This window comes from Pseudomonas sp. TKO26 (assembly GCF_003225665.1).
Lineage (GTDB): Bacteria > Pseudomonadota > Gammaproteobacteria > Pseudomonadales > Pseudomonadaceae > Aquipseudomonas > Aquipseudomonas saponiphila.
Map to the genome: position 1 here is coordinate 22,134 of NZ_QKLN01000005.1, position 26,875 is coordinate 49,008.

The 26,875-nt window shown below is 62.1% G+C and carries 27 protein-coding genes; 25 read left to right on the forward strand and 2 right to left on the reverse strand.

The features are described 5' to 3' along the window. Positions 1-17 precede the first annotated feature (17 nt). The 8 genes from DNK59_RS09010 to DNK59_RS09045 all read left to right on the forward strand — a co-directional run bounded on the left by DNK59_RS09010 (position 18) and on the right by DNK59_RS09045 (position 7,066). On the forward strand, positions 18-203 hold the full coding sequence (locus DNK59_RS09010) for a Trm112 family protein (RefSeq protein ID WP_019689343.1): 186 nt from the start codon (positions 18-20) through the stop codon (positions 201-203). Then, a complete protein-coding gene (gene kdsB, locus DNK59_RS09015; RefSeq protein ID WP_092316829.1) occupies positions 200-964 on the forward strand; it encodes a 3-deoxy-manno-octulosonate cytidylyltransferase in 765 nt (254 codons plus the stop codon). Before DNK59_RS09010 ends, kdsB begins: the two co-directional genes overlap by 4 nt. After that, positions 964-1,428, forward strand: coding sequence for a low molecular weight protein-tyrosine-phosphatase (locus tag DNK59_RS09020; RefSeq protein ID WP_110722993.1), 465 nt, complete (start codon positions 964-966; stop codon positions 1,426-1,428). The genes kdsB and DNK59_RS09020 overlap by 1 nt, the downstream gene beginning before the upstream one ends. Beyond that, entirely contained in the window at positions 1,425-2,444 is a 1,020-nt protein-coding gene (gene murB, locus DNK59_RS09025; RefSeq protein WP_110722994.1) for a UDP-N-acetylmuramate dehydrogenase, read from the forward strand. Before DNK59_RS09020 ends, murB begins: the two co-directional genes overlap by 4 nt. Positions 2,445-2,695: 251 nt before the next feature. Next, positions 2,696-3,166 (forward strand): (2Fe-2S)-binding protein, encoded by a 471-nt coding sequence (locus DNK59_RS09030; protein WP_092316819.1) that lies wholly within the window; start codon positions 2,696-2,698, stop codon positions 3,164-3,166. Next, the gene (locus tag DNK59_RS09035; RefSeq protein WP_110722995.1) at positions 3,163-5,478 is read left to right on the forward strand and encodes a xanthine dehydrogenase family protein molybdopterin-binding subunit; all 2,316 of its coding nucleotides are present in this window, start codon (positions 3,163-3,165) and stop codon (positions 5,476-5,478) included. Before DNK59_RS09030 ends, DNK59_RS09035 begins: the two co-directional genes overlap by 4 nt. Then, on the forward strand, positions 5,478-6,473 hold the full coding sequence (locus DNK59_RS09040; protein ID WP_110722996.1) for an XdhC family protein: 996 nt from the start codon (positions 5,478-5,480) through the stop codon (positions 6,471-6,473). The genes DNK59_RS09035 and DNK59_RS09040 overlap by 1 nt, the downstream gene beginning before the upstream one ends. After that, the gene (locus tag DNK59_RS09045; RefSeq protein WP_110722997.1) at positions 6,470-7,066 is read left to right on the forward strand and encodes an NTP transferase domain-containing protein; all 597 of its coding nucleotides are present in this window, start codon (positions 6,470-6,472) and stop codon (positions 7,064-7,066) included. The genes DNK59_RS09040 and DNK59_RS09045 overlap by 4 nt, the downstream gene beginning before the upstream one ends. A gap of 62 nt (positions 7,067-7,128) precedes the next feature. Here DNK59_RS09045 and rne read toward each other — a convergent pair whose 3' ends face one another. Next, positions 7,129-10,386 carry a ribonuclease E gene (gene rne / locus DNK59_RS09050; RefSeq protein WP_110722998.1) on the reverse strand — a complete coding sequence of 1,086 codons (3,258 nt, stop codon included), beginning with the start codon at positions 10,384-10,386 and terminating at the stop codon, positions 7,129-7,131. A gap of 715 nt (positions 10,387-11,101) precedes the next feature. Between rne and rluC the strand changes: the two genes are divergently transcribed. Genes rluC through sppA form a run of 3 tightly spaced genes read left to right on the forward strand, consistent with a single transcriptional unit; the run spans position 11,102 to position 13,721 of the window. Then, positions 11,102-12,058 carry a 23S rRNA pseudouridine(955/2504/2580) synthase RluC gene (gene rluC / locus DNK59_RS09055; protein WP_016965316.1) on the forward strand — a complete coding sequence of 319 codons (957 nt, stop codon included), beginning with the start codon at positions 11,102-11,104 and terminating at the stop codon, positions 12,056-12,058. Next, positions 12,048-12,710 carry an HAD-IA family hydrolase gene (locus DNK59_RS09060; RefSeq protein ID WP_110722999.1) on the forward strand — a complete coding sequence of 221 codons (663 nt, stop codon included), beginning with the start codon at positions 12,048-12,050 and terminating at the stop codon, positions 12,708-12,710. The genes rluC and DNK59_RS09060 overlap by 11 nt, the downstream gene beginning before the upstream one ends. 21 nt (positions 12,711-12,731) lie before the next feature. After that, positions 12,732-13,721: a signal peptide peptidase SppA gene (sppA, locus tag DNK59_RS09065; RefSeq protein ID WP_110723000.1), complete on the forward strand. Its 990-nt coding sequence runs from the start codon at positions 12,732-12,734 to the stop codon at positions 13,719-13,721. Positions 13,722-13,775: 54 nt separating this feature from the next. On the opposite strand, the gene DNK59_RS09070 is transcribed toward sppA, so the two are convergent. After that, on the reverse strand, positions 13,776-14,354 hold the full coding sequence (locus tag DNK59_RS09070) for a nucleoside triphosphate pyrophosphatase (RefSeq protein WP_110723001.1): 579 nt from the start codon (positions 14,352-14,354) through the stop codon (positions 13,776-13,778). Positions 14,355-14,459: 105 nt separating this feature from the next. Here DNK59_RS09070 and DNK59_RS09075 point away from each other — a divergent pair, with 105 nt between their 5' ends. The 14 genes from DNK59_RS09075 (at position 14,460) to DNK59_RS09140 (ending at position 26,838) form a co-directional block, all read left to right on the forward strand. Then, a complete protein-coding gene (locus DNK59_RS09075) occupies positions 14,460-14,987 on the forward strand; it encodes a YceD family protein (RefSeq protein WP_009047832.1) in 528 nt (175 codons plus the stop codon). A 13-nt stretch (positions 14,988-15,000) separates the two neighbouring features. Further along, a complete protein-coding gene (gene rpmF, locus DNK59_RS09080; RefSeq protein ID WP_003179396.1) occupies positions 15,001-15,183 on the forward strand; it encodes a 50S ribosomal protein L32 in 183 nt (60 codons plus the stop codon). A 3-nt stretch (positions 15,184-15,186) separates the two neighbouring features. Further along, a complete protein-coding gene (gene plsX / locus DNK59_RS09085) occupies positions 15,187-16,197 on the forward strand; it encodes a phosphate acyltransferase PlsX (protein WP_110723002.1) in 1,011 nt (336 codons plus the stop codon). A gap of 126 nt (positions 16,198-16,323) precedes the next feature. Continuing rightward, entirely contained in the window at positions 16,324-17,262 is a 939-nt protein-coding gene (fabD, locus tag DNK59_RS09090) for an ACP S-malonyltransferase (protein WP_110723003.1), read from the forward strand. Between the two features lie 16 nt (positions 17,263-17,278). Continuing rightward, positions 17,279-18,019 carry a 3-oxoacyl-ACP reductase FabG gene (fabG, locus tag DNK59_RS09095; protein ID WP_110723004.1) on the forward strand — a complete coding sequence of 247 codons (741 nt, stop codon included), beginning with the start codon at positions 17,279-17,281 and terminating at the stop codon, positions 18,017-18,019. A gap of 196 nt (positions 18,020-18,215) precedes the next feature. After that, positions 18,216-18,452, forward strand: coding sequence for an acyl carrier protein (gene acpP / locus DNK59_RS09100; RefSeq protein ID WP_003175607.1), 237 nt, complete (start codon positions 18,216-18,218; stop codon positions 18,450-18,452). A 110-nt stretch (positions 18,453-18,562) separates the two neighbouring features. Then, positions 18,563-19,807, forward strand: a complete 1,245-nt coding sequence (fabF, locus tag DNK59_RS09105) for a beta-ketoacyl-ACP synthase II (protein ID WP_110723005.1) — start codon at positions 18,563-18,565, stop codon at positions 19,805-19,807. Beyond that, complete coding sequence (gene pabC, locus DNK59_RS09110; RefSeq protein ID WP_092316793.1) at positions 19,807-20,622, forward strand: aminodeoxychorismate lyase; 816 nt, start codon at positions 19,807-19,809, stop codon at positions 20,620-20,622. The genes fabF and pabC overlap by 1 nt, the downstream gene beginning before the upstream one ends. Positions 20,623-20,625: 3 nt before the next feature. Continuing rightward, positions 20,626-21,786: an endolytic transglycosylase MltG gene (mltG, locus tag DNK59_RS09115; protein ID WP_110723006.1), complete on the forward strand. Its 1,161-nt coding sequence runs from the start codon at positions 20,626-20,628 to the stop codon at positions 21,784-21,786. 19 nt (positions 21,787-21,805) lie between these two features. Beyond that, positions 21,806-22,438 (forward strand): dTMP kinase, encoded by a 633-nt coding sequence (gene tmk / locus DNK59_RS09120; protein ID WP_092316789.1) that lies wholly within the window; start codon positions 21,806-21,808, stop codon positions 22,436-22,438. Beyond that, positions 22,431-23,417: a DNA polymerase III subunit delta' gene (locus DNK59_RS09125; RefSeq protein ID WP_092316786.1), complete on the forward strand. Its 987-nt coding sequence runs from the start codon at positions 22,431-22,433 to the stop codon at positions 23,415-23,417. Before tmk ends, DNK59_RS09125 begins: the two co-directional genes overlap by 8 nt. 84 nt (positions 23,418-23,501) lie before the next feature. Beyond that, the gene (locus tag DNK59_RS09130) at positions 23,502-24,293 is read left to right on the forward strand and encodes a TatD family hydrolase (RefSeq protein ID WP_110723007.1); all 792 of its coding nucleotides are present in this window, start codon (positions 23,502-23,504) and stop codon (positions 24,291-24,293) included. Between the two features lie 798 nt (positions 24,294-25,091). Continuing rightward, a complete protein-coding gene (locus tag DNK59_RS09135; RefSeq protein ID WP_092316782.1) occupies positions 25,092-25,730 on the forward strand; it encodes a TetR/AcrR family transcriptional regulator in 639 nt (212 codons plus the stop codon). A gap of 139 nt (positions 25,731-25,869) precedes the next feature. After that, a complete protein-coding gene (locus tag DNK59_RS09140; protein ID WP_110723008.1) occupies positions 25,870-26,838 on the forward strand; it encodes a GTP 3',8-cyclase MoaA in 969 nt (322 codons plus the stop codon). The last annotated feature ends 37 nt before the right edge of the window (positions 26,839-26,875 follow it).

Here is a 26,875-nt window from a genome sequence, read left to right on the forward strand (position 1 = left end):
TTATCCAGGGAAACCTCATGGACACCAAACTGCTCGACATCCTGGCCTGCCCGATCTGCAAGGGCCCGCTCAAACTCAGCGCCGACAAGACCGAGCTGATCAGCAAGGGCGCCGGCCTGGCCTATCCGATCCGCGACGGCATCCCGGTGATGCTGGAAAGCGAAGCCCGTACCCTGACCGCCGAAGAGCGTCTGGACAAATGAGCGGCGCCTTTACCGTGGTCATTCCGGCGCGCTTTGCCTCCACCCGCCTGCCGGGCAAGCCTCTGCAACTGATCGCCGGCAAGCCGATGATCCAGTGGGTCTGGGAGCAGGCCTGCAAGAGCAGCGCCGAGCGGGTGGTGGTGGCCACCGACGACCCGCGTATCGTCGAGGCGTGCCAGGGCTTTGGCGCGCAAGCGCTGCTGACCCGGGAAGATCACAACTCGGGAACCGATCGCCTGGCGGAAGTCGCCAGCCAGCTTGGCCTGGCGGCGGATGCCATCGTGGTCAACGTCCAGGGCGACGAGCCGCTGATCCCGCCTTCGGTGATCGATCAGGTGGCCGCCAACCTGGCCGCCCACACCGAGGCGCGCATGGCCACCCTGGCCGAGCCGATCGAGGATGTGCAGACGCTGTTCAATCCCAACGTGGTCAAGGTGGTCACCGACCTCAACGGTCTGGCCCTGACCTTCAGCCGTGCCACCTTGCCCTGGGCGCGGGATGCATTCGCCAAGAGTCATGAGCACTTGCCGGAAGGCGTGCCTTACCGGCGCCACATCGGCATCTATGCCTATCGCGCCGGTTTCCTCCATGACTTCGTCAGCTGGGGCCCGTGCTGGCTGGAAAACACCGAATCCCTGGAGCAGTTGCGTGCCTTGTGGCACGGCGTGCGGATTCATGTCGCCGATGCCCTGGAGGCCCCACCCACCGGCGTCGATACCGCCGAAGACCTTGAGCGCGTTCGGCGCCTGCTGGAGGCCTGATGCGGGTTCTGTTCGTCTGCCTGGGCAATATCTGTCGCTCGCCCACTGCCGAGGGTGTGCTGCGCCACAAGTTGCGCGCGGCCGGCCTGGGCGATCAGGTGCAGGTCGCGTCGGCTGGCACCAGCGACTGGCATATCGGCAAGGCCCCGGATTCACGCAGCCAGCAGGCGGCCTTGCGCCGTGGCTACGACCTTTCGGCGCAACGGGCGCAGCAGGTCGGCAGCGCCGATTTCGCCGTGTATGACCTGATTTTCGCCATGGACCAGAGCAACCTGCGCAACCTCAAGGCCTTGCAGCCGGCTGGGGGTAAAGCCGAGCTGGACCTGTTCCTGCGTCGCTACCAGGCGCCGCTGTATGAAGTGCCGGACCCGTATTACGACGGCGAGCAGGGCTTCGAGCAGGTGCTGGACCTGATCGAGGATGCCTGTGACCGGTTGGTGATCGAATTGAAGGGACGGTTATGACCCTGCAGATTCAGTCCGATGTTTCGCTCAAGCCATTCAACAGCTTCGGCGTCGAGGTCAAGGCCCTGCGCTTTGCCCAGGCCCACAGCGACGACGACGTGCGCGAAGCCCTGGCCTATTGCGCCGCGCAGCAGTTGCCCCTGCTGGTGATCGGTGGCGGCAGCAACCTGCTACTGACCGCGGATATCCGGGCCCTGGTGCTGCGCATGTCCAGCCGCGGCATCCGTCTGCTCAGTGACGATGGGCAGCGGGTGGTGGTGGAAGCCGAGGCCGGGGAAACCTGGCATCCCTTCGTGCTGTGGACCCTGGAGCAGGGCTTGTCCGGGCTGGAGAACCTGAGCCTGATTCCCGGCACCGTGGGCGCTGCGCCGATGCAGAACATCGGCGCCTATGGCGTGGAGATCAAGGACGTGTTCGCCGGCCTGACCGCCCTGGACCGGCACACCGGTGAATTGCGCGACTTCGACCTGGCCCAGTGCCAGTTCGCTTACCGCGACAGCCTGTTCAAGCATGAGGCCGGTCGCTGGTTGATCCTGCGGGTGCGTTTTGTCCTCAATCGCGTCGATCACCTGCACCTTGAGTACGGTCCGGTGCGTCAGCGCCTGAACGAGCAGGGCATCGAGCATCCGACGGCCAGCGACGTCAGTCGGGCGATCTGCAGTATCCGCAGCGAGAAACTTCCCGACCCGGCGGTGCTTGGCAATGCCGGCAGTTTCTTCAAGAACCCGGTGGTCCCGGCGCTGCTGGCGGCGCAGATCAAGCAGGCCTATCCGGGGCTGGTGGGTTATCCCCAGGCCGATGGACAGGTCAAGCTGGCGGCCGGCTGGCTGATCGAGCAGGCGGGCTGGAAGGGCTTTCGTGAAGCCGATGCCGGGGTCCATCGCCTGCAATCCCTGGTGCTGGTGAACTACGGCACGGCCACCGGCCTGCAACTGCTGGAGCTGGCCCGGCGGATCCAGCACGATATCGCCGAGCGTTTCAGTGTCGAGCTGGAGATGGAGCCGAATCTGTATTGAGGCGACTCTTGAACTAAGCTCAGCGCTTGAGCCAGAGGCCTTGCACGGTGCACACCCTGCAAGGCTTTTTTATGTCCGGCGGCTTAACTTAGCTTGCTAACAATGTAAGTATTTGTCGTCCCCAAAGGCCCGGTGAAGCCCCGTCTTCACAAGAGAGCCCGATTAGCCTGAGCCGATCTGCGCGCACCTCATTCGCATGGCCGCGTGGCAGACGGCTCGACCCCATCACCTCATAGAATGCGGGCGTGCCCATGATTACCCTGAAGCTCAATGGTCAAGATCATCCCCTGGACGTCACCGAGGACATGCCGCTGTTGTGGGCCATCCGCGATGTGGCGGGTTATAGCGGCACCAAATTCGGTTGCGGCATGGGCCTGTGCGGTGCCTGCACCGTGCATGTCGACGGCGACCCGGCGCGCAGTTGCATCACCCCGGTCGGTACGGTGCTGGGCAAGAATGTCAGCACCATCGACTACCTGCACAACGACCCGGTGGGGCAGGTGGTGCAGCAAGCCTGGCTGGATACGGCGGTGGCCCAGTGCGGCTACTGCCAGGGCGGGCAGATCATGTCCGCCACGGCCTTGCTCAAGATCCATCCCAATCCCAGCGACGAACAGATCGAAGAGGCGATGCTCGGCAATATCTGCCGCTGCGGCACCTATAACCGGATCAAGACCGCGATCCGCCAGGCGGCCAACCATCTGCAGGAGGCCAAGGCATGAGCTCTTTACCCAGTGATTTTGCCCTGAGCAACCTCAGTCGCCGTGGTTTTCTCAAGGGCGTGGGCGCCACCGGAGCCCTGGTACTGGCGGCCAGTTGGGGCTGGCAGCAGGCGTTTGCCGAGGACAAGAAATTTGGTGCCGATGGTATGCCCCACGGCTGGGTCGACGATCCCAAGGTCTATGTGAGCATTGCCAGTGACGGCAGCGTGACGGTGATCTGCAACCGTTCGGAGATGGGCCAGGGGGTGCGTACCAGCCTGAGCATGGTGGTGGCCGATGAGCTGGAGGCCGATTGGGCCCAGGTCAAGGTCAGGCAGGCGCCGGGGGATGAAGCGCGATTTGGCAACCAGGACACCGACGGCTCGCGCAGCATGCGCCATTGGTACGAACCCATGCGGCGTTGCGGCGCCGCTGCGCGGACCATGCTGGAACAGGCGGCTGCCGAGCAGTGGCATGTAGCGCCGAGCGAGTGCCGGGCGCAGTTGCACAAGGTGGTTCACCAACCCAGCGGGCGCGAACTGGGCTATGGCGCCCTGGCTGCAGCGGCGGGGGCTCTGGCGGTACCGGCCCGGGACAGTCTGCGCCTGAAGCAGCCGTCGGAGTTTCGCTATATCGGCAAGGAAGCGACTCGCGCCATCGACGGCCAGGACATCGTCAACGGCCGCGCGGTGTACGGCGCCGATGTGCATTTTGAAGGCATGCTGTTCGCCGCGGTGGCGCGGCCCCCGGTCTATGGCGGCAAGGTCAAGTCGGTGGATGACAGTGCGGCCCTCAAGGTGCCGGGAGTGATCAGGGTGCTGCCCATCGACAGTCGTCCCGTGCCTTCCGAGTTCCAGCCCCTGGGGGGCGTGGCGGTGGTGGCGAGCAATACCTGGGCGGCAATCAAGGGTCGTGATGCCTTGAAGATCGAGTGGGACGATGGGGCCAATGCCGGCTACAACTCCGTCCAATACCGCAAGGAACTGGAGGCGGCGGCACAGCAACCGGGCAAGGTGGTGCGCAGCACCGGTAATCCGGATGAGGCCATGAGCAAAGCCGCGAGCAGCCTGGAGGCCACTTATTACCTGCCGCACCTGGCCCAGGCGCCCATGGAGCCGATGGTGGCGGTGGCGCGCTTTGTCGACGGGCGCTGTGAAGCCTGGGCGCCGAGCCAGGCACCCCAGGTGACCCGCGAGCGGATCGCCGAGCGCCTGGGCATCGGCTTTGATCAGGTCACGGTCAATGTCACCCTGCTGGGCGGTGGTTTCGGGCGCAAATCCAAGCCGGACTTCATTCTGGAGGCGGCCATCCTGGCCAAGGCCTTTCCCGGCAAGGCGGTGCGGGTGCAGTGGACCCGGGAAGACGACATCCATCACTCCTACTTCCATACGGTGTCGGCGGAGTACCTCAAGGCTGGCTTGAACGATGACGGCATGCCCGCCGCATGGCTGCATCGCACCGTGGCCCCGAGCATCACTGCGCTGTTCGCCCCGGGAATGAACCATGAGGGCGCGTTCGAACTGGGCATGGGCTTCACCAACATGGCCTATGCGATTCCCAATGTGCGCCTGGAAAACCCCGAAGCGGCGGCCCATACCCGGGTGGGTTGGTATCGCTCGGTGTCGAACATTCCCCACGGCTTCGCCATTCAGAGTTTTGTCGACGAGCTGGCCCACAAGGCGGGGCAGGACCCACTGAAGTACCAGCTCAAGCTGCTGGGGCCGGATCGTCAGATCGACCCGCGAACCCTGAGCGAGGAATGGAATTACGGCGAGTCTCCGGAGCGTTACCCGATCGATACCGGGCGCATGCGTGCGGTACTGGAAACCGCAGCCAAGGCCGCCGGCTGGGGGCGCTCGCTGCCCAAGGGGCGTGGCTTGGGGCTGGCGATGCACTATAGCTTCGTGACCTATGTGGCGGCGGTGATCGAGGTGGAGGTCAAGGACGATGGCACGCTGATTGTGCACAAGGCCGACATCGCCGTGGATTGCGGCCCGCAGATCAACCCCGAGCGTATCCGCTCGCAGTTCGAGGGCGCCTGTGTCATGGGCCTGGGTAATGCGGTGCTGGGGGAAATCAGCTTCAAGGATGGCAAGGTCCAGCAGGACAACTTCCACATGTATGAGGTGGCGCGCATGTCCCTGGCGCCCAGGCAGGTGCAGGTGCACCTGGTAACGCCTGCGGGGGATGTACCGCTGGGCGGTGTCGGTGAGCCCGGCGTGCCGCCGATTGCCCCGGCCCTGTGCAATGCGATCTTCGCCGCTACCGGCAAGCGCATCCGCAACTTGCCGGTGCGTTATCAGTTGCAGGGCTGGCAGCAGGCGGGTGCCTGATGGACAGTGTCGACCTGAATGTCCTGCGCAGCGTGCTGGAGTGGCGCCGTGCCGGGCGCGGGGTGGTGCTCTACAGCGTGGTCCAGACCTGGGGCAGCGCGCCGCGCCCCCCGGGCGCCATGCTTGCCCTGCGCGACGACGGCGTGGTGATCGGCTCGGTGTCCGGCGGCTGCATCGAGGACGACCTGATCAGCCGCCTCGGGGACGGGCGTCTGGCACCACAGGGGCCGCCGGTGCAATTGGTGACTTACGGTGTGACGGTGGAGGAGGCGGCGCGTTTCGGTCTGCCCTGTGGCGGCACCCTGCGCTTGACCGAGGAGCGGGTCGGCGATCCGTCCTGGGTTGCCGAGTTGCTGCAACGTTGCGCGGCGCATCAGATCGTGGCCCGGGAGTTGAACCTGAGCACTGGCCAGGTGTTGCTCAAGGCGGCGGGCAAGCGGGATGAACTGGCGTTTGATGGCGTCACCCTGCGGGCGATCTACGGGCCGCGCTGGCGCCTGTTGCTGATCGGCGCCGGGCAGCTGTCTCGTTATGTGGCGCAAATGGCTCGCATGCTGGATTTCGAGGTGCTGGTCTGTGATCCGCGCCAGGAGTTCGTGCATGGCTGGGAGGAGCAGGATGGACGCTTGGTCGCCGGCATGCCGGACGATGCGGTGTTGAGCATCGAGCCTGATGAGCGCACGGCGGTGGTGGCCCTGACCCATGATCCGCGCCTGGACGATATGGCCCTGCTGACCGCCCTCGATTCGCCGGCGTTTTATGTCGGTGCCCTGGGTTCCCGGGTCAATAGCCAGAAGCGCCGGGACAATCTGGCCCTGCTGGGATTGTCGAGCGCGGCCATCGAGCGCTTGCATGGGCCGGTGGGGCTGCACATCGGCAGTCATACTCCGGCGGAAATTGCCCTTTCGTTGATGGCGCAGATCGTGGCGCTGAAAAATGGTGTCGAGCCCCTGTCGCAGCAGCCGTTGGTGCGCGTGGTCGAGGTGGCCGGATGAGTCCCAGGCCTTGCGCGATCATCCTGGCGGCGGGGCAGGGCAGTCGTTATCGACTGGCGCTCGCAGACGATCAGGACAAGTTGCTGGCGCCTTGCGTAGGGCGCGATGGCGTAGCGCGGCCGGTACTGGAACAGGTGCTGGTCAACCTGCCGGCCGAGGTGGTTCGGCGGGTCCTGGTCACGACGCCGGGGCGGCCGCGGGTGGCAGAGCTGGGGCGGGCCTATGGTTGTCAGGTGTTGTTGCTGGACTCCCCGGGCATGGGGCACAGCCTGGCGGCTGCGGTAGCGGCCAGTGCCGACGCCAATGGCTGGGTAGTGTTGCTGGGGGATATGCCCTTCATTCTGCCTGCCAGCATCAGGCGGGTGATCGCGGGGTTGACTGAGGAGTGCATCAGCGTGCCGCGGCTGGGGGGCGAGCTGGGGCATCCGGTGGGGTTTGGCCGGGGTTATGGTGCTGCGTTGCAGGGTTTGTCCGGTGATCGTGGGGCCAGGTGTCTGTTCGCTGCGGGCAAGGTGCTCGAAGTGCCCTTGAACGACCCGGGAGTGGTGTGGGATGTGGATCTGCCGGCGGCGCTGGTGTTTCGCGAGCGCTGAATGGCAGGCATGAAAAAGCCCCGCCCGGAGACCCGGGCGGGGCTTTTTCATTGCCGATGGAGTCAGGCGAGCGGTTTAGGCTCGTGCTGCTTTTCTTCGGCGTGAGCGACGTGCTCAACGGCGTGTTCGACGTTGTGCGGTGCTTCTTCCACCACCGGGGCAGGTTGCTCTGCCACGGCTTCGGTGACTGGCGCCGGTGCTGCTTCAGCCGCCTCGACAGGCGCTGGAGCGGCTTCGACCACCACTGGCGCTTCTACCGGAGCGGGTTCGGCAGCAGCTACCGCTTCAACCGGGGCGGCAGCGGCAGCCAGTTCGGCTTCCTTCTGCAGACGCTCGGCTTCACGCTTGCGACGGCGCACTTCGCGCGGATCGTTTGGTGCGCGACCGTTGCTGGTCAGGGCGCTCACCGGAGCCGCTTCAACCACTGGAGCCGGGGCTTCGGTGACTGCTGGGGCAACAGCTGGTGCAGGCTCTTCAGCCTGTGCAGGCTGCTGGGCAATCACTGGCTGCTCGATGGCAACAGGTTCAGCGGCCGGGGCCGGAGCTTCCTGAGCAGGCTCAATGGCTTTTTCCTCAGCCACTGGCGCCTGGACTGCAGGTTCTGCAACCGGCTGCTCGGCTACCACAGGTTGTGCTTCGACAGTCACGGCGGGTTCGGCGGCGACTTCAACCTGAGGCTGCTCTGCCACAACCGGGGCAGCTTCGGCCACTGGAGCCTGTTCAGCCGGGGCCAGTTCAACAGCTGGAGCAGCCGGCGTTTCCACTTCAGTAGTGGCTTCGACCACAGGCGCTTGCGGAGCCTGCTCTGCAACAGCGGCGGTTGCGCGTTCGGCTTGCTGATGCGCTTGGGCTTCAGCGTTGGCGCTGATGGCGGTGCTGGCAACAGCGGCAGTGACCGCGAGGCCGGCGGCCAGATCGGCGCTGCCTGGCTCTTCGGCGTTCTCTTCCGAACCTTCGATCACGTTGCCGTTGGCATCACGCTGGCGCTCGCGACGGTTGCTGCGACGACGCTGGCCGCGGGAGCGACGGCGTGGACGTTCGCCGTCGGCGTTGTCCTGGCCTTCTTCCTGCAGTTGCTCTTCGTTCGGCAGTGCTTCTTCTTCGCTGGCGGCAGCGGCCTGAGCCTGTTCGGCGCGTGGCTGACGCTCTTCACGCGGCGGACGCGGCTGGCGCTCTTCCCGTGGCGCACGAGCTGGGCGCTCTTCGGCTACGGCAACGGCGGCGGTAGCAGCGGCTGCGGCGGGAGCGGCATCCAGAGGCTCGCGCAGTTCGCGAACACGCTCTTCACGCTCGCCACGTGGCTTGCGGTCTTCACGTGGGGCGCGCGGTTGACGCTCTTCACGCGGAGCGCGAGGTGCGCGTTCTTCGCGGGCTGCACCTTGGACTTCTTCGCGAGCTTCACGCACTTCCCGAGGTTGACGTTCTTCCCGTGGTGCGCGCTCTTCACGCGGTGCACGTTCCTCACGTGGCTTGCGCTCTTCGTCGCGGCGACCGTTACGGTTGCGGCTCTGTTGACGGCCGTTGCGACGCTGCTCTTCGTTGTTGCGGGCAGGGCGCTCGGTTGCCGGCTTCTCGACCACAACCGGAGCGGCCGGCTCTTCCTTGGAGGCGAACAGACTGACCAGGGACTTGACCAGGCCTTTGAACAGGCTTGGCTCGGCAGCAACCGGGGCTGGAGCGGCAACCGGGGCGACGGCTTCGGTCGGCACAGGGGCGTTGGCGCGGGCCGGCGCAGTCTTCACCGCGGCTTCCTGGCGAACCAGGGTACGGGTGGCGGCGGCTGGCTGGACTTCTTCGGCTTCGGCTGCGGCCGCGGCGATTTCGTAGCTGGACTGGTTGGTGTTGGCTTCCGGGCTGTCATCGCGCAGACGCTGGACTTCGAAGTGCGGCGTTTCCAGGTGATCGTTCGGCAGGATGACAATGCGAGCGCGGGTGCGCAGTTCGATCTTGGTGATCGAGTTGCGTTTTTCGTTGAGCAGGAAGGCAGCGACCGGAATCGGCACTTGGGCGCGAACTTCGGCGGTGCGGTCTTTCAGGGCTTCTTCTTCGATCAGGCGCAGGATCGCCAGGGACAGCGACTCGACGTCACGGATGATGCCGGTGCCGTTGCAGCGTGGGCAGACGATGCCGCTGCTTTCGCCCAGGGATGGACGCAGGCGCTGACGGGACATTTCCAGCAGGCCGAAGCGCGAGATGCGGCCGATCTGCACGCGGGCGCGGTCGGCTTCCAGGCATTCGCGGACTTTTTCTTCCACGGCGCGCTGGTTCTTGGCTGGCGTCATGTCGATGAAGTCGATGACGATCAGGCCGCCGATATCACGCAGGCGCAGTTGGCGAGCGATTTCTTCCGCTGCTTCCAGGTTGGTCTGCAGGGCGGTTTCTTCGATGTCGCTGCCTTTGGTGGCGCGAGCCGAGTTGATGTCGATGGACACCAGGGCTTCGGTCGGGTCGATGACGATGGAGCCGCCGGAAGGCAGTTCGACCACGCGCTGGAAGGCGGTTTCGATCTGGCTTTCGATCTGGAAGCGGTTGAACAGCGGCACGCTGTCTTCGTACAGCTTGATCTTGCTGGCGTACTGCGGCATCACCTGACGGATGAAGGTCAGGGCTTCGTCCTGGGCTTCAACGCTGTCGATCAGCACTTCGCCGATGTCCTGGCGCAGGTAGTCGCGGATCGCGCGGATGATCACGTTGCTTTCCTGGTAGATCAGGAATGGCGCGGAGCGATCCAGGGAAGCTTCCTTGATGGCGGTCCAGAGTTGCAGCAGGTAGTCGAGGTCCCACTGCATCTCTTCACTGCTGCGGCCCAGGCCGGCAGTGCGCACGATCAGGCCCATGTCGGCAGGTGCCACCAGGCCGTTCAGCGCTTCACGCAGTTCGTTGCGCTCTTCGCCTTCGATACGGCGGGAGATGCCGCCGGCGCGTGGGTTGTTCGGCATCAGTACCAGGTAACGACCGGCGAGGCTGATGAAGGTGGTCAGGGCAGCGCCCTTGTTGCCACGCTCTTCTTTCTCGACCTGGACGATGACTTCCTGGCCTTCGCTCAGGACGTCCTTGATGTTGACGCGGCCTTCGGGGGCTTTCTTGAAGTATTCGCGGGAGATTTCTTTGAGGGGCAGGAAGCCGTGGCGCTCAGAGCCGAAGTCGACAAAGGCAGCCTCAAGGCTTGGTTCGATGCGAGTGATGCGGCCTTTATAGATGTTGGCCTTTTTCTGCTCGCGTGCACCGGACTCGATGTCCAGATCGTAGAGGCGCTGGCCGTCTACCAGGGCAACACGCAACTCTTCGGGTTGAGTTGCGTTAATCAGCATTCTTTTCATGTAGTACCGTCGGTTTCCGGGCTGCCGGAAACGGCGTTCGGCACACACGACTTCTCACGGTCGGTGTCAGGTGCGTCAGGAGTGGTTGACCACTCGAGTGTCTAGCGAGGTTCGTCCGAATAACTAAGAACGAAGTCGCGACTCACGCGTCCTGCTTGCTGTGGTGACTAAGGCACCGCTTAAGCAAAAGTCTGTCAGGAGGAGGAATCAACCGGCGACTGTGGACGAGATGAAGCGTCTTGAATAAAGCCTAATGCTACACAGTCCGACGGTTGTGCATCTCCACCCTACACGTATCCCTGATAATTCGGGTGCTGCCGCGCGCAGAATCCGCAGCGGGTTGGCATTTACCGTGAACTCCGAAAGGGGAGGTCACGCATCATGGCTAAAGGCGTTGTTTCCGCAACCTTCGCTTGGGGTTGTCAGGCGCTGACTGCACTTTGTGAACTGGCCGTTAATCGCTGCATAAAAGGCGAGTGATAACTCTGCTTTTTACGGGTTTCAGGCCTCATGTCACCTGCGCTTGTTACAACGTCAGACTCTTCCGGTATGTAGCGAGAGCTGCGTAGGACGGCCTTGCGTCCTTATGAATTGCGTTGGTCAGGGCCGGCTAGTTGCCGCTGTTCCGCTGTCCAGCCGCTTTTGGCGGCGTTCGCGACTATAGCAGCAATCATTAAGTGCTTCAAATCCATAAAAAATTGTTATCATTCGCGCCATGACGACTACTGCCCCCTCGACTCCAGGCGTTCAATTGCTTGAAGTCTCGCCGGAATATGCCGGCCAACGTATTGATAACTTCCTTCTCGCGCGACTCAAAGGCGTGCCCAAGACCTTGATTTATCGCATTTTGCGTAAAGGCGAAGTGCGAGTGAACAAGGGGCGGATCAAGCCCGAGTACAAGCTGCAGGCGGGTGATGTGGTACGCGTGCCGCCGGTGCGCGTACCCGAGCGCGACGAACCGGTGCCGCTGGCTCAAGGGTTGTTGCAGCGACTGGAGGCCTCGATTGTCTTTGAAGACAAGGCGCTGATCGTGATCAACAAGCCTGCCGGCATTGCCGTGCACGGCGGCAGCGGCCTGAATTTCGGAGTGATCGAAGCCTTTCGTCAGTTGCGTCCGGACGCCAAGGAGCTGGAGCTGGTGCATCGCCTCGATCGCGACACGTCCGGCCTATTGATGATTGCGAAGAAGCGCAGCATGTTGCGCCACCTGCATGCCGCGCTGCGTGGCGATGGTGTGGACAAGCGCTACATGGCGCTGGTGCGTGGTCACTGGGCAACGGCCCTGAAGCAGGTGCGCGCGCCTTTGCTCAAGAGCAATCTGCGTTCTGGCGAGCGCATGGTGGAAGTCAATGAAGAAGGCAAGGAGGCCTTGACGGTGTTCAAGGTGCTGCGCCGCTTCGGCGAGTTCGCCACCATGGTCGAGGCCAAGCCGGTGACTGGCCGTACTCACCAGATTCGCGTGCACACCCTGCATGCCGGGCACTGCATAGCCGGTGACAGCAAGTACGGTGATGATGACTTTACCCGTGAGATTCGCGAGTTGGGCGGCAAGCGTCTGTTCCTTCACGCCTATATGTTGACGGTGCCGCTGCCCGATGGCGGCGAGCTGAAGCTGCAGGCGCCGGTGGATGAAATGTGGGCCAAGACCGTGGAGCGCTTGAGTGCACCCTGATTACCAGCTGTTGATCTTCGATTGGGACGGCACTCTGGCGGATTCCATTGGTCGGATTGTCGAGTCGATGCATGTGTCTGCCGATCGCTCCGGTTTTTCCCGGCGCGACGATTTTGCCGTCAAGGGCATCATCGGCCTTGGCTTGCCGGAGGCGATTCGTACCTTGTATCCCGAAATCGACGATGGTCAGTTGGTGGCCTTTCGTCAGCATTACGCGGATCACTACATCGCGCTGGAGGCTGAGCCTTCGCCCTTGTTTGCTGGCGTGGTGCAGTCTCTGGAGGCTTTCCGGAGCGAGGGCTATCGGTTGGCGGTTGCCACGGGCAAGGCTCGGCGCGGATTGGATCGGGTGCTGAAGGCGCACGGTTGGGAAGAGTATTTCGATGTCACCCGGGCGGCCGACGAAACCGCCAGCAAGCCTCATCCGTTGATGTTGGAGGAGATTCTTGCTCATTGCGGTGTCGGGCCAAGGCACGCATTGATGGTTGGCGATTCCTCCTTTGATCTGTTGATGGCGCGCAATGCCGGCATGGATTCGGTGGCTGTGAGCTACGGTGCTCAGTCCATCGAGGCTTTGCAGGCTTTCGAGCCGCGCTTGTCCATCGACCGTTTTCCTCAATTGCACGCCTGGCTGAGTCAGGCTGCCGAATAAGTTTTTGCTGGGGTAGCAGGCATGAGCGACGAATGGAAGGCGCCAAGCAAGGCGGGCGCTGAAGAGGGTGATGATAAGAGCTGGAAGCTGCTGGAAAAGACGCTCCTGGCCGGTGTTCAGGAGCAGCGTCGTTCGCGGCGCTGGGGGATCTTCTTCAAGCTGCTGACCTTTGTGTATCTGTTTGCGGCGTTGGCTTTGTTTACGCCGCTGATGACCATGGAAAAGAACGCGGCTCGTGGTGGCAGCTACACCGCGGTGATCGATGTCACGGGGGTGATTGCCGATAAGGAGTCGGCCAGTGCGGACAATATCGTCGGCAGTCTGCGTACCGCCTTCGATGATCCCAAGGTCAAGGGCATTGTCCTGCGCATCAACAGCCCTGGCGGCAGTCCGGTGCAGTCTGGCTACGTCTATGACGAGATTCGTCGTCTGCGGGCTTTGCACAAGGACACCAAGGTCTATGCGGTGATTTCTGATCTGGGGGCTTCTGGTGCTTACTACATCGCCAGTGCGGCCGATGAGATCTATGCCGACAAGGCGAGTCTGGTGGGCTCCATTGGCGTTACGGCGGCCGGGTACGGGTTTGTCGGCACCATGGAGAAGTTGGGGGTTGAGCGTCGTACCTATACCTCTGGCGAGCACAAGTCGTTCCTCGATCCGTTCCAGCCGCAGAAACCTGATGAAACTCAGTTCTGGCAGGGCGTGCTGGACACCACTCATCGTCAGTTCATCGCTAGCGTCAAGCAGGGTCGTGGCGAGCGTCTCAAGGATAAAGAGCATCCTGAGCTGTTCTCGGGGTTGGTCTGGTCCGGTGAGCAGGCGTTGCAGCTGGGCTTGATCGATGCTCTGGGTAATACCAGTTCGGTGGCGCGGGACGTGATTGGTGAGAAGGAGCTGGTGGACTTCACCGTCCAGGAGTCGCCACTCGATCGCTTTTCGAAGAGGCTGGGGGCCAGCGTGGCCGAGCAGATCGCCATGTGGATGGGCTTTCAGGGGCCGGCCTTGCGCTGATTGGGTGCTGCCCAATGGAAAGCCGGCCTGAGTGCCGGCTTTTTTATTGCGGTTTCAGGGGATTTCCACGCCCTGGGCCAGCAGCATGTCCACCAGTCGGATCAGTGGCAGCCCTACAAGGCTGGTGGCGTCGCTGCCGGAGGTGCTCTGGAATAGGCTGACCCCCAATCCTTCGGCCTTGAAGCTGCCGGCGCAATCGTAAGGTTGCTCGGTGTGCAGGTAGCGTTCAATGCGGGCGCTGTCCAGGATGCGCATGTTGACCGTGAAGGGTACGCAATCGACCTGGCAATCGCCGGTCTGGCTGTTGAGCAGGGCCAGGCCGGTGAGGAAGGTGACGCTGCTGCCACTGGCGTCCAGCAGCTGCTGGCGGGCCTTGTCGAAAGTTTGGGGTTTGCCAATGATGCGTTCGCCCAGTACGGCAACCTGGTCCGAGCCAATGATCAGGTGCGCTGGATGGGTGTCTGCAAGGGCGCGAGCTTTTTCTTCGGCCAGGCGTCTCACCAGCTCCGTGGCGGACTCGCCCGGGCGATGGCTTTCGTCGATATCGGGAGAGCTGCAGGTGAAGGGCAGGTGCAGGCGGGAGAGCAATTCCCGGCGGTAGACCGAGCTTGAAGCGAGTAATAAAGGCAGCATGCGCATCTCCTGAGGCGGGCCGGGAATTCTAGCGGGGCTCGCAAGTGACGGACAGGGCTGAATTTCCTTTGACATGGCTGGGGGCATCCCTATAATGCTGCGCCTATGTTGAATGACCCGATTCCACCTCACGTTGACCCGCGCAAATTGGCTGACCGTGGCACCACCCTTCAAGGTGAACTGCTGCTGGCCGATTTGGAGAGACTCTGCGACCCGCTTTCCGACAATGTCGGTACGGTGCAGGCTAAATTCGTTTTCGAGCGTGACGAGCGTAAAGCTGTAGTTATCCACAGCTCCATCGACGTCGAAGTCAAAATGGTTTGCCAGCGTTGTCTTGAGCTGGTCACCCTGCCGATCCACAGCGAGTGCAGTTACGCCGTGGTGAAGGAGGGTGCGAATACCCAGTCGTTGCCGAAAGGTTATGACGTGCTGGAACTGGGCGAAGATCCTTTGGATCTGCAGGCGTTGATCGAGGAGGAGCTTTTGCTTGCCTTGCCCATCGTGCCTGCTCATCATCCGGAAGAATGCCAGCAGCCGGCGGGGCTCGATGAGCCCGAACCGAGCGAGGACGAGGTAACGCGGTCCAACCCGTTCAGTGTATTGGCGCAGTTAAAGCGTGACCCAAACGTTTAGGAGTTAATCAATTATGGCTGTTCAGCAGAACAAAAAATCCCGCTCTGCCCGTGACATGCGTCGTTCCCACGATGCTCTCGAGGCAAGCACTCTGTCCGTAGAAAAGACCACCGGTGAAGTTCACCTGCGTCACCACGTATCGCCAGAAGGCGTATACCGTGGTCGTAAAGTGATCGACAAGGGCGCTGACGAGTAATCCTTGTCCGCTCAAGTCATCGCGATTGACGCAATGGGCGGGGACTTCGGTCCCCGCAGCATTGTTCAGGCCAGTATTGCTTGCCTGTCTGCTACCCCCTCGCTGCATCTGACCCTGGTGGGTCAACCCTCCCTTCTTGAAGATCTGCTTTCTGGCCACTCGGCTGTGGATCGCGCGCGCCTGACAATCGCTCCTGCCAGTGAAGTGATCACCATGGACGAGAAGCCTGCCCAGGCTCTGCGCGGCAAGCCCGATTCTTCGATGCGGGTGGCGCTTGAGCTGTTGCGGGATGAAAAGGTCCAGGCCTGCGTCAGTGCCGGCAACACCGGGGCGCTGATGGCGTTGTCGCGTTATGTGCTCAAAACCCTGCCCGGCATTGATCGTCCGGCGATGGTGGCGGCGATTCCCACTCAGCGTGGCTATTGCCAGTTGCTGGACCTGGGCGCCAACGTCGATTGCAGTGCCGAGCACCTGTTGCAATTCGCGATCATGGGTTCGGTTGCGGCGGAAAGTCTGGGGGTTGTCCGGCCACGGGTGGCTTTGCTGAACATTGGCACCGAAGACATCAAGGGTAACCAGCAGGTCAAGCTGGCAGCGAGTCTGCTTCAGCAGGCGCGGGGCCTGAACTACATAGGCTTCGTCGAAGGTGACGGGCTATATCGCGGCGAGGCTGATGTGGTGGTGTGCGACGGTTTTGTCGGCAACATCCTGCTCAAGTCCAGCGAGGGTCTGGCCACCATGATCGCTGCCCGTATCGAGGCGTTGTTCAGGCGCAATCTGCTGTCCCGGGTTGTGGGGGCGCTGGCCCTGCCACTGATGCGGCGATTGCAGGCGGACCTGGCGCCGGCCCGGCACAACGGTGCGAGCTTTCTCGGGTTGCAGGGAATAGTGGTGAAAAGCCACGGTTCTGCGGGTGTTCAAGGGTTTCAGAGTGCGATTCAGCGTGCGCTGATCGAAATCCAGGAAGACCTGCCGCGACGCCTGCACGGGCGCCTTGAAGATCTGTTGCTTTAGGCGTTTATCCTGTGGAGTGCTTAAATGTGACCGCTCAGTTCAATTGGCCATCCAACTGTCAGTTTCTTGCGTCCACCGCGGTGTGACGTCAATTCTCCGACGACAAGATCATTAGGGGCTTGTTACATGTCTGCATCCCTCGCATTCGTCTTTCCAGGACAGGGCTCGCAGTCCCTCGGCATGTTGGCCGAGTTGGGCGCGCAGCACCCGCTGATCCTCGACACATTCAAAGAAGCCTCCGATGCTCTGGGCTACGACCTCTGGGCGCTGACCCAGCAAGGTCCCGAAGAGCTGCTCAATCAAACCGACAAGACTCAACCGGCCATCCTCACTGCCTCCATCGCCCTGTGGCGCCTCTGGTTGGCCGAGGGTGGAGCGCGTCCGGCCTTCGTTGCGGGTCACAGCCTGGGTGAATACAGCGCCCTGGTGGCGGCTGGCAGCCTGACTCTGGCCGAAGCGGTCAAGCTGGTCGAGCGTCGTGGCCAGCTGATGCAGGAAGCTGTGCCGGCAGGTCAGGGCGGCATGGCGGCAATTCTTGGTCTGGACGACGCTGATGTCTTGGCGGCCTGTGCAGAAGCGGCGCAAGGTGAAGTGGTCAGTGCGGTGAACTACAACTCCCCGGGCCAGGTGGTCATCGCTGGTGCCAAGGCGGCTGTGGATCGCGCCATCGAGGGCTGCAAGGCTCGCGGTGCCAAGCGTGCCATGCCGCTGCCGGTCAGCGTGCCGTCCCATTGCGAGCTGATGCGCCCTGCGGCAGAGCGTTTTGCCGAGTCGATCGCAGCGATCAACTGGCAGGCGCCGCAGATTCCTCTGGTGCAGAACGTTAGCGCTGCCGTGGCGGCCGACCTCGATACTCTCAAGCGTGACTTGCTAGAGCAGCTGTACAAGCCTGTGCGCTGGGTCGAGTCGGTGCAGACCCTGGCCGCCCAAGGCGCCACTCAATTGGTGGAATGCGGCCCGGGCAAGGTCCTGGCTGGTCTCAACAAGCGCTGCGCCGAAGGCGTGTCGACCTCTAACCTGAATACCCCAGATGCCTTCGCTGCCGCCCGTGCAGCGTTGGCCTGAACTAGGAGAAGCTTGCATGAGTCTGCAAGGTAAAGTTGCACTGGTGACCGGCGCCAGCCGTGGTATCGGCCAGGCCATCGCGCTTGAGCTGGGTCGTATGGGCGCCATCGTGGTGGGTACCGCCACTTCCGCTTCCGGTGCCGAGCGCATTGCCGCTACCCTCAAGGAAAACGGCATTCAGGGCACCGGCCTTGGGCTCAATGTCACCAGCGACGAGTCCGTGGCTGCGGTGCTGGCCAGCATCACCGAGCAGTTCGGTGCTCCGGCGATTCTGGTGAACAACGCCGGCATCACCCGCGACAATCTGATGATGCGCATGAAAGATGACGAGTGGTACGACGTGGTCGACACCAACCTGAACAGCTTGTATCGCCTGTCCAAGGGTGTTCTGCGCGGCATGACCAAGGCTCGTTGGGGTCGAATTATCAGTATTGGCTCGGTTGTGGGTGCCATGGGCAACGCCGGCCAAGTAAACTACGCCGCCGCCAAAGCCGGTCTGGAAGGTTTCAGCCGTGCCCTGGCGCGTGAAGTAGGTTCGCGGTCGATCACTGTGAACTCGGTTGCTCCAGGTTTTATCGACACCGATATGACCCGTGAGCTGCCGGAAGCACAGCGTGAAGCCCTGCTGACGCAAATTCCGCTGGGTCGTCTGGGCCAGGCTCAAGAGATCGCGCAAGTGGTCGCTTTTCTGGCATCCGACGGTGCGGCATACGTTACCGGGGCTACAATCCCGGTCAATGGCGGGATGTATATGTGAGTCAAATGTGACGGATTGCTTCAAAAAAATGTCATACGAGCTGTCTAAAATCCGTTATAAAGCTGCAATCAATTTATAGGCAGATGGTCAAAGGGTTTGAGGGACGAAGCTTTCAGTTGAAAAGCTGAAAAGCCTTTCTATACACTTACCCACTGGCCAGCTGCCTGAATTTGTCCATTAGGAGTGAAAACAAGGTATGAGCACCATCGAAGAGCGCGTCAAGAAAATCGTTGCTGAGCAACTGGGCGTTAAAGAAGAAGAAGTTGTGAACACCGCTTCCTTCGTTGAAGACCTGGGTGCCGACTCCCTTGACACCGTTGAGCTGGTGATGGCTCTGGAAGAGGAATTCGAGACCGAAATCCCTGACGAAGAAGCTGAAAAGATCACTACCGTTCAAGCAGCTATCGACTACGTTACCAGCCACCAGGCTTAATCGTTTGTAGTCGTCTTTTGCTGTCATGGAAAAACCGCACTGCCGTTACGGCGTGCGGTTTTTTCTTTAGGCCTGATACAAAGTGTCGTCATTAGAAAAAGGAGAGTGCTGTGTCGCGTAGACGCGTCGTAGTCACCGGTATGGGTATGTTGTCGCCACTGGGTACGGATGTACCGAGTAGCTGGCAGGGCATTCTGGCTGGCCAAAGTGGCATTGGTCTGATCGAACACACCGACCTTTCTGCCTATTCCACCCGTTTTGGCGGCTCGGTAAAGGGCTTCAATGTCGAGGAGTACCTGTCGGCCAAAGAGGCCCGCAAACTCGACCTGTTCATTCAGTACGGTCTGGCGGCCGGATTTCAGGCGGTGCGCAACGCCGGCCTGGAAGTCACTGATGCCAACCGTGAACGCATCGGCGTGGCCATGGGTTCGGGTATTGGTGGTTTGACCAATATCGAAGAAACCAGTCGCACCCTGCACGATTCCGGCCCACGACGGATTTCTCCGTTCTTCGTGCCGGGCTCGATCATCAATATGATCTCCGGTTTCCTGTCCATCCACCTGGGTGCCCAGGGGCCGAACTACGCCATTTCCACGGCGTGCACCACCGGCACCCACTGCATCGGCATGGCCGCACGCAACATCGCCTACGGTGAAGCCGACGTGATGATCGCCGGCGGTGCCGAGATGGCCGCCTGCGGCCTGGGCATGGGCGGCTTCGGCGCGTCCCGTGCGCTGTCGACCCGTAACGACGAACCGACCCGCGCCAGCCGTCCCTGGGACAAGGGGCGTGATGGCTTCGTGTTGTCCGACGGTGCCGGTGCCCTGGTGCTGGAAGAGCTGGAGCACGCCAAGGCGCGTGGCGCCACCATCTACGCCGAGCTGATCGGTTTCGGCATGAGTGGCGATGCCTATCACATGACTTCGCCGCCTGCCGATGGCGCTGGCGCCGCTCGCTGCATCGCCAACGCCCTGCGCGACGCCAAGCTCAATGTCGATCAGGTGCAATACATCAACGCTCATGGCACTTCGACCCCTGCCGGTGACCTGGCAGAAGCCGAAGCGATCAAGACGGTGTTTGGCGATCACGCCTACAAGCTCGCAGTCAGCTCCACCAAGTCCATGACCGGTCACCTGCTGGGTGCTGCCGGGGCGATCGAGGCGATCTTCAGCGTGCTGGCCATCAATAGCCAGGTTGCGCCGCCCACCATCAACCTGGATGAGCCGGATGAGGGCTGCGACCTCGATTTCGTGCCGCACACCGCGCGCAGCATGGACATCGATGTGGTGCTGTCCAACTCCTTCGGCTTTGGTGGCACCAACGGCTCCCTGGTGTTCCGCCGGTTCTCCGAGTGATGCACTGCTGGGTCGACGGTCGGCCGGCTGACGCACTGTCGCTCAAGGACCGCGGCCTGGCCTATGGCGATGGTCTGTTCGAGACCATCGCTGTCAGATCCGGGCAGCCGCAACTGTTGGAGCGGCACTTGCAACGTCTGGCCGAGGGCTGTCGACGTTTGGCGCTGAATGCGGATCAGGCGCTGATTCGCCACGAAGTGCTGGCCTATGCGGCGGCGTTGGGGGAGGGCGTGCTCAAGCTGATCCTGACCCGCGGCGACAGTCTGCGGGGTTATGCTGCCGATCCGGCAGCCATGGCGCGACGCATTCTCCAGGGCGCTGCCTTGCCGGCCTATCCTGCGGCCAATGCCGAGCAGGGCATTGTGCTGTTTCCCTGCGCTACGCGTTTATCCGAGCAGCCGTTACTGGCGGGCCTCAAGCATCTCAACCGCCTCGAACAGGTGCTGGCTCGCGCCGAATGGCGTGATGCCGAACATGCCGAAGGCTTGATGCTCGATGGCGCCGGGCGAGTGATCGAGGCGGTGTTCAGCAATCTGTTCCTGGTCAGTCAGGGGCGCTTGCTGACAGCCGACCTGAGTCGTTGCGGGGTGGCCGGAGTGATGCGCGCGGAAATTCTGTTTCAGGCCGCGTCACTGGGAATTTCCGTGGAGGTCACGGACATCAGTCTCGATCAGTTGCAGCAGGCGGACGAAGTCTTCGTCTGCAATAGCGTCTATGGCATCTGGCCGGTGCGTGCCTGTGCCGGGATGCGCTGGTCGGCGGGACCGCTCACCCGTAAACTGCAAGGCATTACCCGCGCACTACTGGATGCTTGATTCGTGAGACGTAAATTACTGCTCCTGCTGGAAACCGGACTGGTCCTCGCAGGGCTGCTGCTGGGCGCGAGTGCCTGGAAACTGCACTCGGCCCTGGAACAACCGCTGAACCTCTCCCAGGAGCAGTTGCTGGATGTGCCCGCCGGTTCGACGCCCACCGGCACCTTCAATCGTCTGCAAGCCGATGGCGTGATCCGGGATGGGTTCTGGTTGCGTCTGTACTGGCGCTTCAATCTTCAGGGCCAGCCTCTGCACAGTGGCGAGTACCGCATGACGCCAGGCATGACGGCCGAAGGTCTGATCGGTCTCTGGCAGCGCGGCGAGGTGGTGCAGTACAGCCTGACCCTGGTGGAAGGCTGGAACTTCCGCCAGGTGCGCAATGCCTTGGCCAAGAGTGACAAGCTGCAGCAGACCCTGGCTGGCCTCAGCGACAGTCAGGTGATGGAAAAACTCGGCCATGGCGGGGTGTTTCCCGAAGGACGTTTCTTCCCCGATACCTATCGTTATGTGAAGGGCATGACCGACGCCGAGCTTCTGGAAAAAGCCTTCGACCGTCTGGACGATGTGCTGGCCAAAGAGTGGAGCAAGCGAGCTGATGACGCGCCTTACAACGACCCTTATCAGGCGCTGATCATGGCGTCGCTGGTGGAAAAGGAAACCGGCGTGCCACAGGAGCGTGGACAGATCGCCGGAGTCTTTGTGCGGCGCATGCAGATCGGCATGCTGCTGCAAACCGACCCGACGGTGATCTATGGTCTGGGCGAGCGCTATACCGGCAAACTGACCCGGGCCCATCTCAAGGAGGCCACGCCCTATAACACCTACGTGATTGCCGGGCTGCCGCCGACGCCGATTGCCATGGTCGGGCGCGAGGCGATTCACGCCGCCCTCAATCCGCTGCCGGGCAAGAGCCTGTATTTTGTTGCCCGGGGCGATGGCAGCCATGTGTTCTCCGATGACCTGGATGCCCATAACAGTGCCGTGCGCGAATTCCAGCTCAAGCGCCGCGCCGACTACCGCTCCAGCCCGGCGCCGCTGGCCGCCCCGGCCACGCCTGAGAGCCCGACGCCAACCGTCACCCCGAGCCCGGACAGCGCGTCGCCAGCACCCGCCGAAGCTCCCGTTGCGGTGGACCCGGCGCCGGCACCGAAAAGCCCGCAATGACTTTGATTAAGGACTGCCTGTGACTGGCTTGTTTATTACCCTGGAAGGCCCGGAAGGCGCCGGGAAAAGTACCAACCGCGAGTACCTCGCCGAGCGCCTGCGCGCCGCGGGCATTGAGGTGGTGTTGACCCGTGAGCCCGGCGGCACGCCCTTGGCCGAGCGGATTCGCGAAGTGCTGCTGACGCCGGGTGAGGAAGTCATGAATGCCGACACCGAGTTGCTGTTGGTGTTCGCTGCCCGTGCCCAGCATCTGGCCACGGTGATTCGCCCGGCACTGGCCCGCGGCGCGGTGGTCTTGTGTGACCGTTTCACCGATTCAACCTACGCCTATCAGGGCGCCGGTCGTGGCCTTAGCCTTGAGCGCATCGAGGCCCTGGAACGTTTTGTCCAGGGCGAGCTGCGCCCGGATCTGACCCTGGTGTTCGACTTGCCGGTGGATGTCGGCCTGGCCCGGGCCAGTGCCCGCGGTCGGCTGGATCGCTTCGAACAGGAGGGTCAGGCGTTTTTCCAGAAGGTGCGCCAGGCGTACCTGACCCGCGCCGCCGCCGCACCTCAGCGTTATTGCCTGGTGGATGCGGCGCAGCCCCTGGCCCTGGTCCAGCAGTCCCTGGATGCCCTGTTGCCGCAATTGCTGGAGCGCGCCCGTGGCTGAAGTCTTTCCCTGGCAGGACGGCCTCTGGCAGCAGTTGGCCGGGCGCACGCAACATGCCCACGCCTATCTGCTGCACGGCCCGGCGGGCATTGGCAAGCGAGCGCTGGCCGAACGCCTGATGGCGCGTCTGCTGTGCCAGCGCCCGAACGGGCTGGATGCCTGTGGCCAGTGCAAGTCCTGCCTGCTACTCCAGGCCGGTAGTCATCCGGACAACTACGTACTGGAGCCCGAAGAGGCGGACAAGGCGATCAAGGTCGACCAGGTGCGTGAGTTGGTGAGCTTCGTGGTGCAGACCGCGCAGTTGGGGGGGCGCAAGGTGGTGCTGATCGAGCCGGTGGAGTCGATGAACATCAATGCTTCCAACGCCTTGCTGAAAAGCCTTGAGGAGCCTTCCGGGGATACCGTGCTGCTCTTGGTGAGTCATCAGCCGAGCCGCTTGCTGCCGACCATCAAGAGTCGCTGTGTCCAGCAGGCATGTCCCTTGCCTAGCGCGGCGATGAGCCAGCAATGGCTGGCCGGAGCCCTGCCCGAATGTTCCGATGAAGAGCGCTTGGAACTGCTGACCCTGGCTGCCGGATCGCCGCTGGCCGCCGTCGGCTTGCAGGCCCAGGGGGTTCGCGAGCAGCGGGCGCTGGTGGTGGACGGGGTGAAGAAGTTGCTCAAGCAGCAACAATCGCCGACCCAGCTGGCCGAGGCCTGGAACGCCATTCCTCTGTTGCTGTTGTTCGACTGGTTCTGTGACTGGTCGAACCTGATCCTGCGTTACCAGTTGACCCAGGACGAGGATGGCCTGGGTTTGCAGGACATGCGCAAGGTGTTGCAGTACCTGGCGCAGAAGTCCGGCCAGGACAAAGTGCTGGCGATCCAGGACTGGATCCTGGCCCAGCGCCAAAAGGTCCTGAGCAAGGCTAACCTCAACCGCGTGTTGCTGTTGGAGGCGCTGTTGGTGCAATGGGCGGCGTTGCCGTCCCGGCACTGAGCGGCCTGTCCCTGAGTCAGGCTGGTATCCGGTCGGACGACAATGCCCGGCCCTTTCATTGATCGGATGTAGTTGTAGGCTCCCATGCTCGTAGATTCCCATTGCCACCTTGATCGTCTCGACCTCGCCGCCCATGCCGGTTCCCTGGATGCGGCACTGGCCGCTGCCCGCCAGCGCGGTGTCGGGCACTTCCTGTGCATTGGCGTCAGCGCCGACAACGCCGCAGACGTCAAGGCCCTGGCCGAGCGTTACGACGATGTCGATTGCTCGGTAGGGGTGCACCCGCTGGACGTGCAGCCCGGCGCGGCGCCGGCCCTGGACTGGCTGCTGGAGGAACTGAATCACCCGCGAGTGGTGGCCATTGGCGAAACCGGTCTGGACTATCACTACGAACCGGAAGCGGCCGAGCTGCAGCAGGCGTCTTTCCGTTTGCATTTGCAGGCCGCGCAGCAGACCGGCAAGCCGGTGGTGGTGCACACCCGCGGTGCCCGCGCCGACACCCTGGCGCTGCTGCGGGAAGCGGCATTGCCCAATGCCGGCGTGCTGCATTGCTTCACCGAGGACTGGGACATGGCCAGGGCGGCTCTGGATTTGGGGTTCTATATCTCGCTGTCGGGTATCGTCACTTTCCGCAATGCCGATGCCCTGCGCGATGTGGCTCGCCAGGTGCCTGCCGATCGGCTGCTGGTGGAAACCGATTCGCCGTACCTGGCGCCCATCCCGTATCGCGGCAAGCCCAACCTGCCGCAGTACGTGCGTGAAGTGGCGGAGTTCCTGGCGATGTTGCGTGGCGAAGCCTACGAGGCCTTTGCCGAACAGACCACGGCCAACTTCAAGCGCCTGTTTCCCCTGGCTCGAGTCAAGGGCGAGGCCTGAGCCGTTAGTGGATGGCCTGAATTACAGGCAAAAAAAACCCGGGTTCTGGGGGGTGAATCCGGGTTAAGACCATTAGGAGTAAAACTAAGGCACGCGGTCCATCGGTACCTAAATCGGCGTTTCACTTGGGGGAGATGTCCCGCCGACAGTTGAAGTATTGATCACTATTGCAATCAGTCCAGTTGCCCCCGCTTGGTTTTTAAACAAATTTGGAATACGCGCGCTTCGCTTGGGTTCTCATTTTTCGAGGTTCAGCGCTTTTATTCCTGAAGTTCCGCTGTTTTTCACTGTTTTTGGCGCAGTTCAGGGTAAAGCGACGACTGTTGTTGCGCGTTTTGCACACAAGCTGTTGCAGTTTAGCCCAGCACCCAGGCTGATCCTGATCAATGGCAACGGCGTTTTCAGAATGTTCGCCCTTTCTCGATGTCTTTTTCGATGCTTTTCAGGGCTTTTTCCAATCCCGATAAAGCAACGAGGCTGACGAGTAATGACGTCATTGCGACTCATGAATGTGTTTTCGTCGAGTAGGGGGCATAGGTTGGGATCGGGTACCCGTTATGGAAAAGGTCTAGACTTTGCGGTCTGATCCGAGCCTCGAAGCCCTTGGGCGTTTGCTATGTGAACCGTGCGCCGGCCCCGTATTCACGGGATTTCCCAGCTTTTGGCAACCCATTCAGGGGCGGGTGTCAGGCGTGCTTTTGCGCCAGAAACGGCTGCAACGAAGGATGATCCGTGCATTTTGGCGCAAGTTAGGCATAATACGCGGCTTCGATTTTGACCCCGAACAGACCTTTTCTTATGCAGAAAGAACCTCGTAAGGTCCGTGAGTTTCGTCGCCGCGAGCAAGAAATTCTCGATACCGCGCTCAAGCTGTTCCTCGAACAAGGTGAAGACAGTGTCACCGTCGAGATGATTGCGGATGCCGTGGGTATCGGCAAAGGGACCATCTACAAGCATTTCAAGTCCAAGGCGGAGATCTACCTGCGCCTGATGCTCGACTATGAGCGTGACCTGAACGAGCTACTGCACTCTGCCGATGTCGACAAGGACAAGGAAGCCCTGTCCAGGGCCTACTTCGAATTTCGCATGCGCGACCCGCAGCGCTACCGGCTGTTCGACCGCCTGGAAGAGAAGGTGGTCAAGGGCAATCAGGTGCCGGAAATGGTCGAGGAGCTGCACAAGATCCGCGCTTCCAACTTCGATCGCCTGACCTTGCTGATCAAGGGCCGTATCAGTGAAGGCAAGCTCGAAGACGTACCGCCTTACTTCCACTACTGCGCCTCTTGGGCGCTGGTGCATGGCGCGGTGGCGCTGTACCACTCGCCGTTCTGGAGCAATGTGCTCGAGGACCAGGAAGGCTTCTTCCAGTTCCTGATGGATATCGGCGTGCGCATGGGCAACAAGCGCAAGCGCGACCCCGACACCTCGAACAGCTAAGGCATTCAGCCGCTGTATTGCGCCATCGACCATCTGTATGGCGCAGTGTCCGAGGAATATACTCAGGCATGGGACTTGCCAGAACCTGATTTTTGAGTCAGGTTTTGGCCGGTTCTCCCTTCCTACGCCGGAGTTATCCATGATCGTTGATCGTCAAGGCAGGCGCTTTCGCAATTTGCGGATCAGCCTGACGTCCGCCTGCAATTACGCCTGTACCTACTGCGTGCCCAACGGCAAGCGGCTGGTAGCTGCCCAGGACGAGTTGTCGGCCGAGGCGATGGCTCGCGGCGTGGCGTATCTGATTGAAGCGGCCGGTATTGAACGGCTGCGCATCACCGGCGGTGAACCGCTGGTCAGTCCCAAGCTGGAAGCCTTCATGGCCGCAGTCGGGCGCATGGGGCTGGAAGACATCAGCCTGACCACCAACGGCCAGTTGCTGGCACGCAAGCTGCCATTGCTGGTGGAGGCGGGGATCCGCCGGATCAATGTTTCTCTGGATACCCTGGATGCCGCGGCTTTTCGCAGCATCGCCCGGGGTGGCGATCTGGCCAGCGTGCTCGATGGCATGCAGCAGGCACGCGCGGCCGGGCTGAAGATCAAGGTCAACATGGTGCCGTTGCGCGGTCAGAACCTGGACCAGGTCATGCCCCTGCTCGATTACTGCCTGGAGCGTGGCTACGAGCTGCGCTTCATTGAACTGATGCGCATGGGGCACCTGGCCAGCGATGGCAATGCCTTCCTGCAGCAGTTTGTCAGTCTGCAGCAACTGCTGGAGATCATCGGCCAGCACTATGAGTACCTCCAGGCCGATGCCCCGCTGGATGCGACCGCGGTGCGCTACGAGATTCCCGGGCTCGGTTATTTCGGCGTGATTGCCAACGAAAGCGTGCCGTTCTGCCGGACCTGTTCGCGCCTGCGGCTGTCCTCTACCGGTTGGTTGCACGGCTGCCTGTCGTCAAGCAATCGCCACTATGTTGGCGACCTGCTGGACAAGCCGCGCCATCAAGCCTTGCCGGCGCTCCAGCGTTTGCTGGTCAAGGCCCTGGGCGACAAGCAGGACCTGGCCTTTTCCGGTGGCGCCACGGTGATGAAAATCATCGGCGGCTAGATCGGGTGGCGCTGGAGTTTCCTCCATTTGCCTAGCT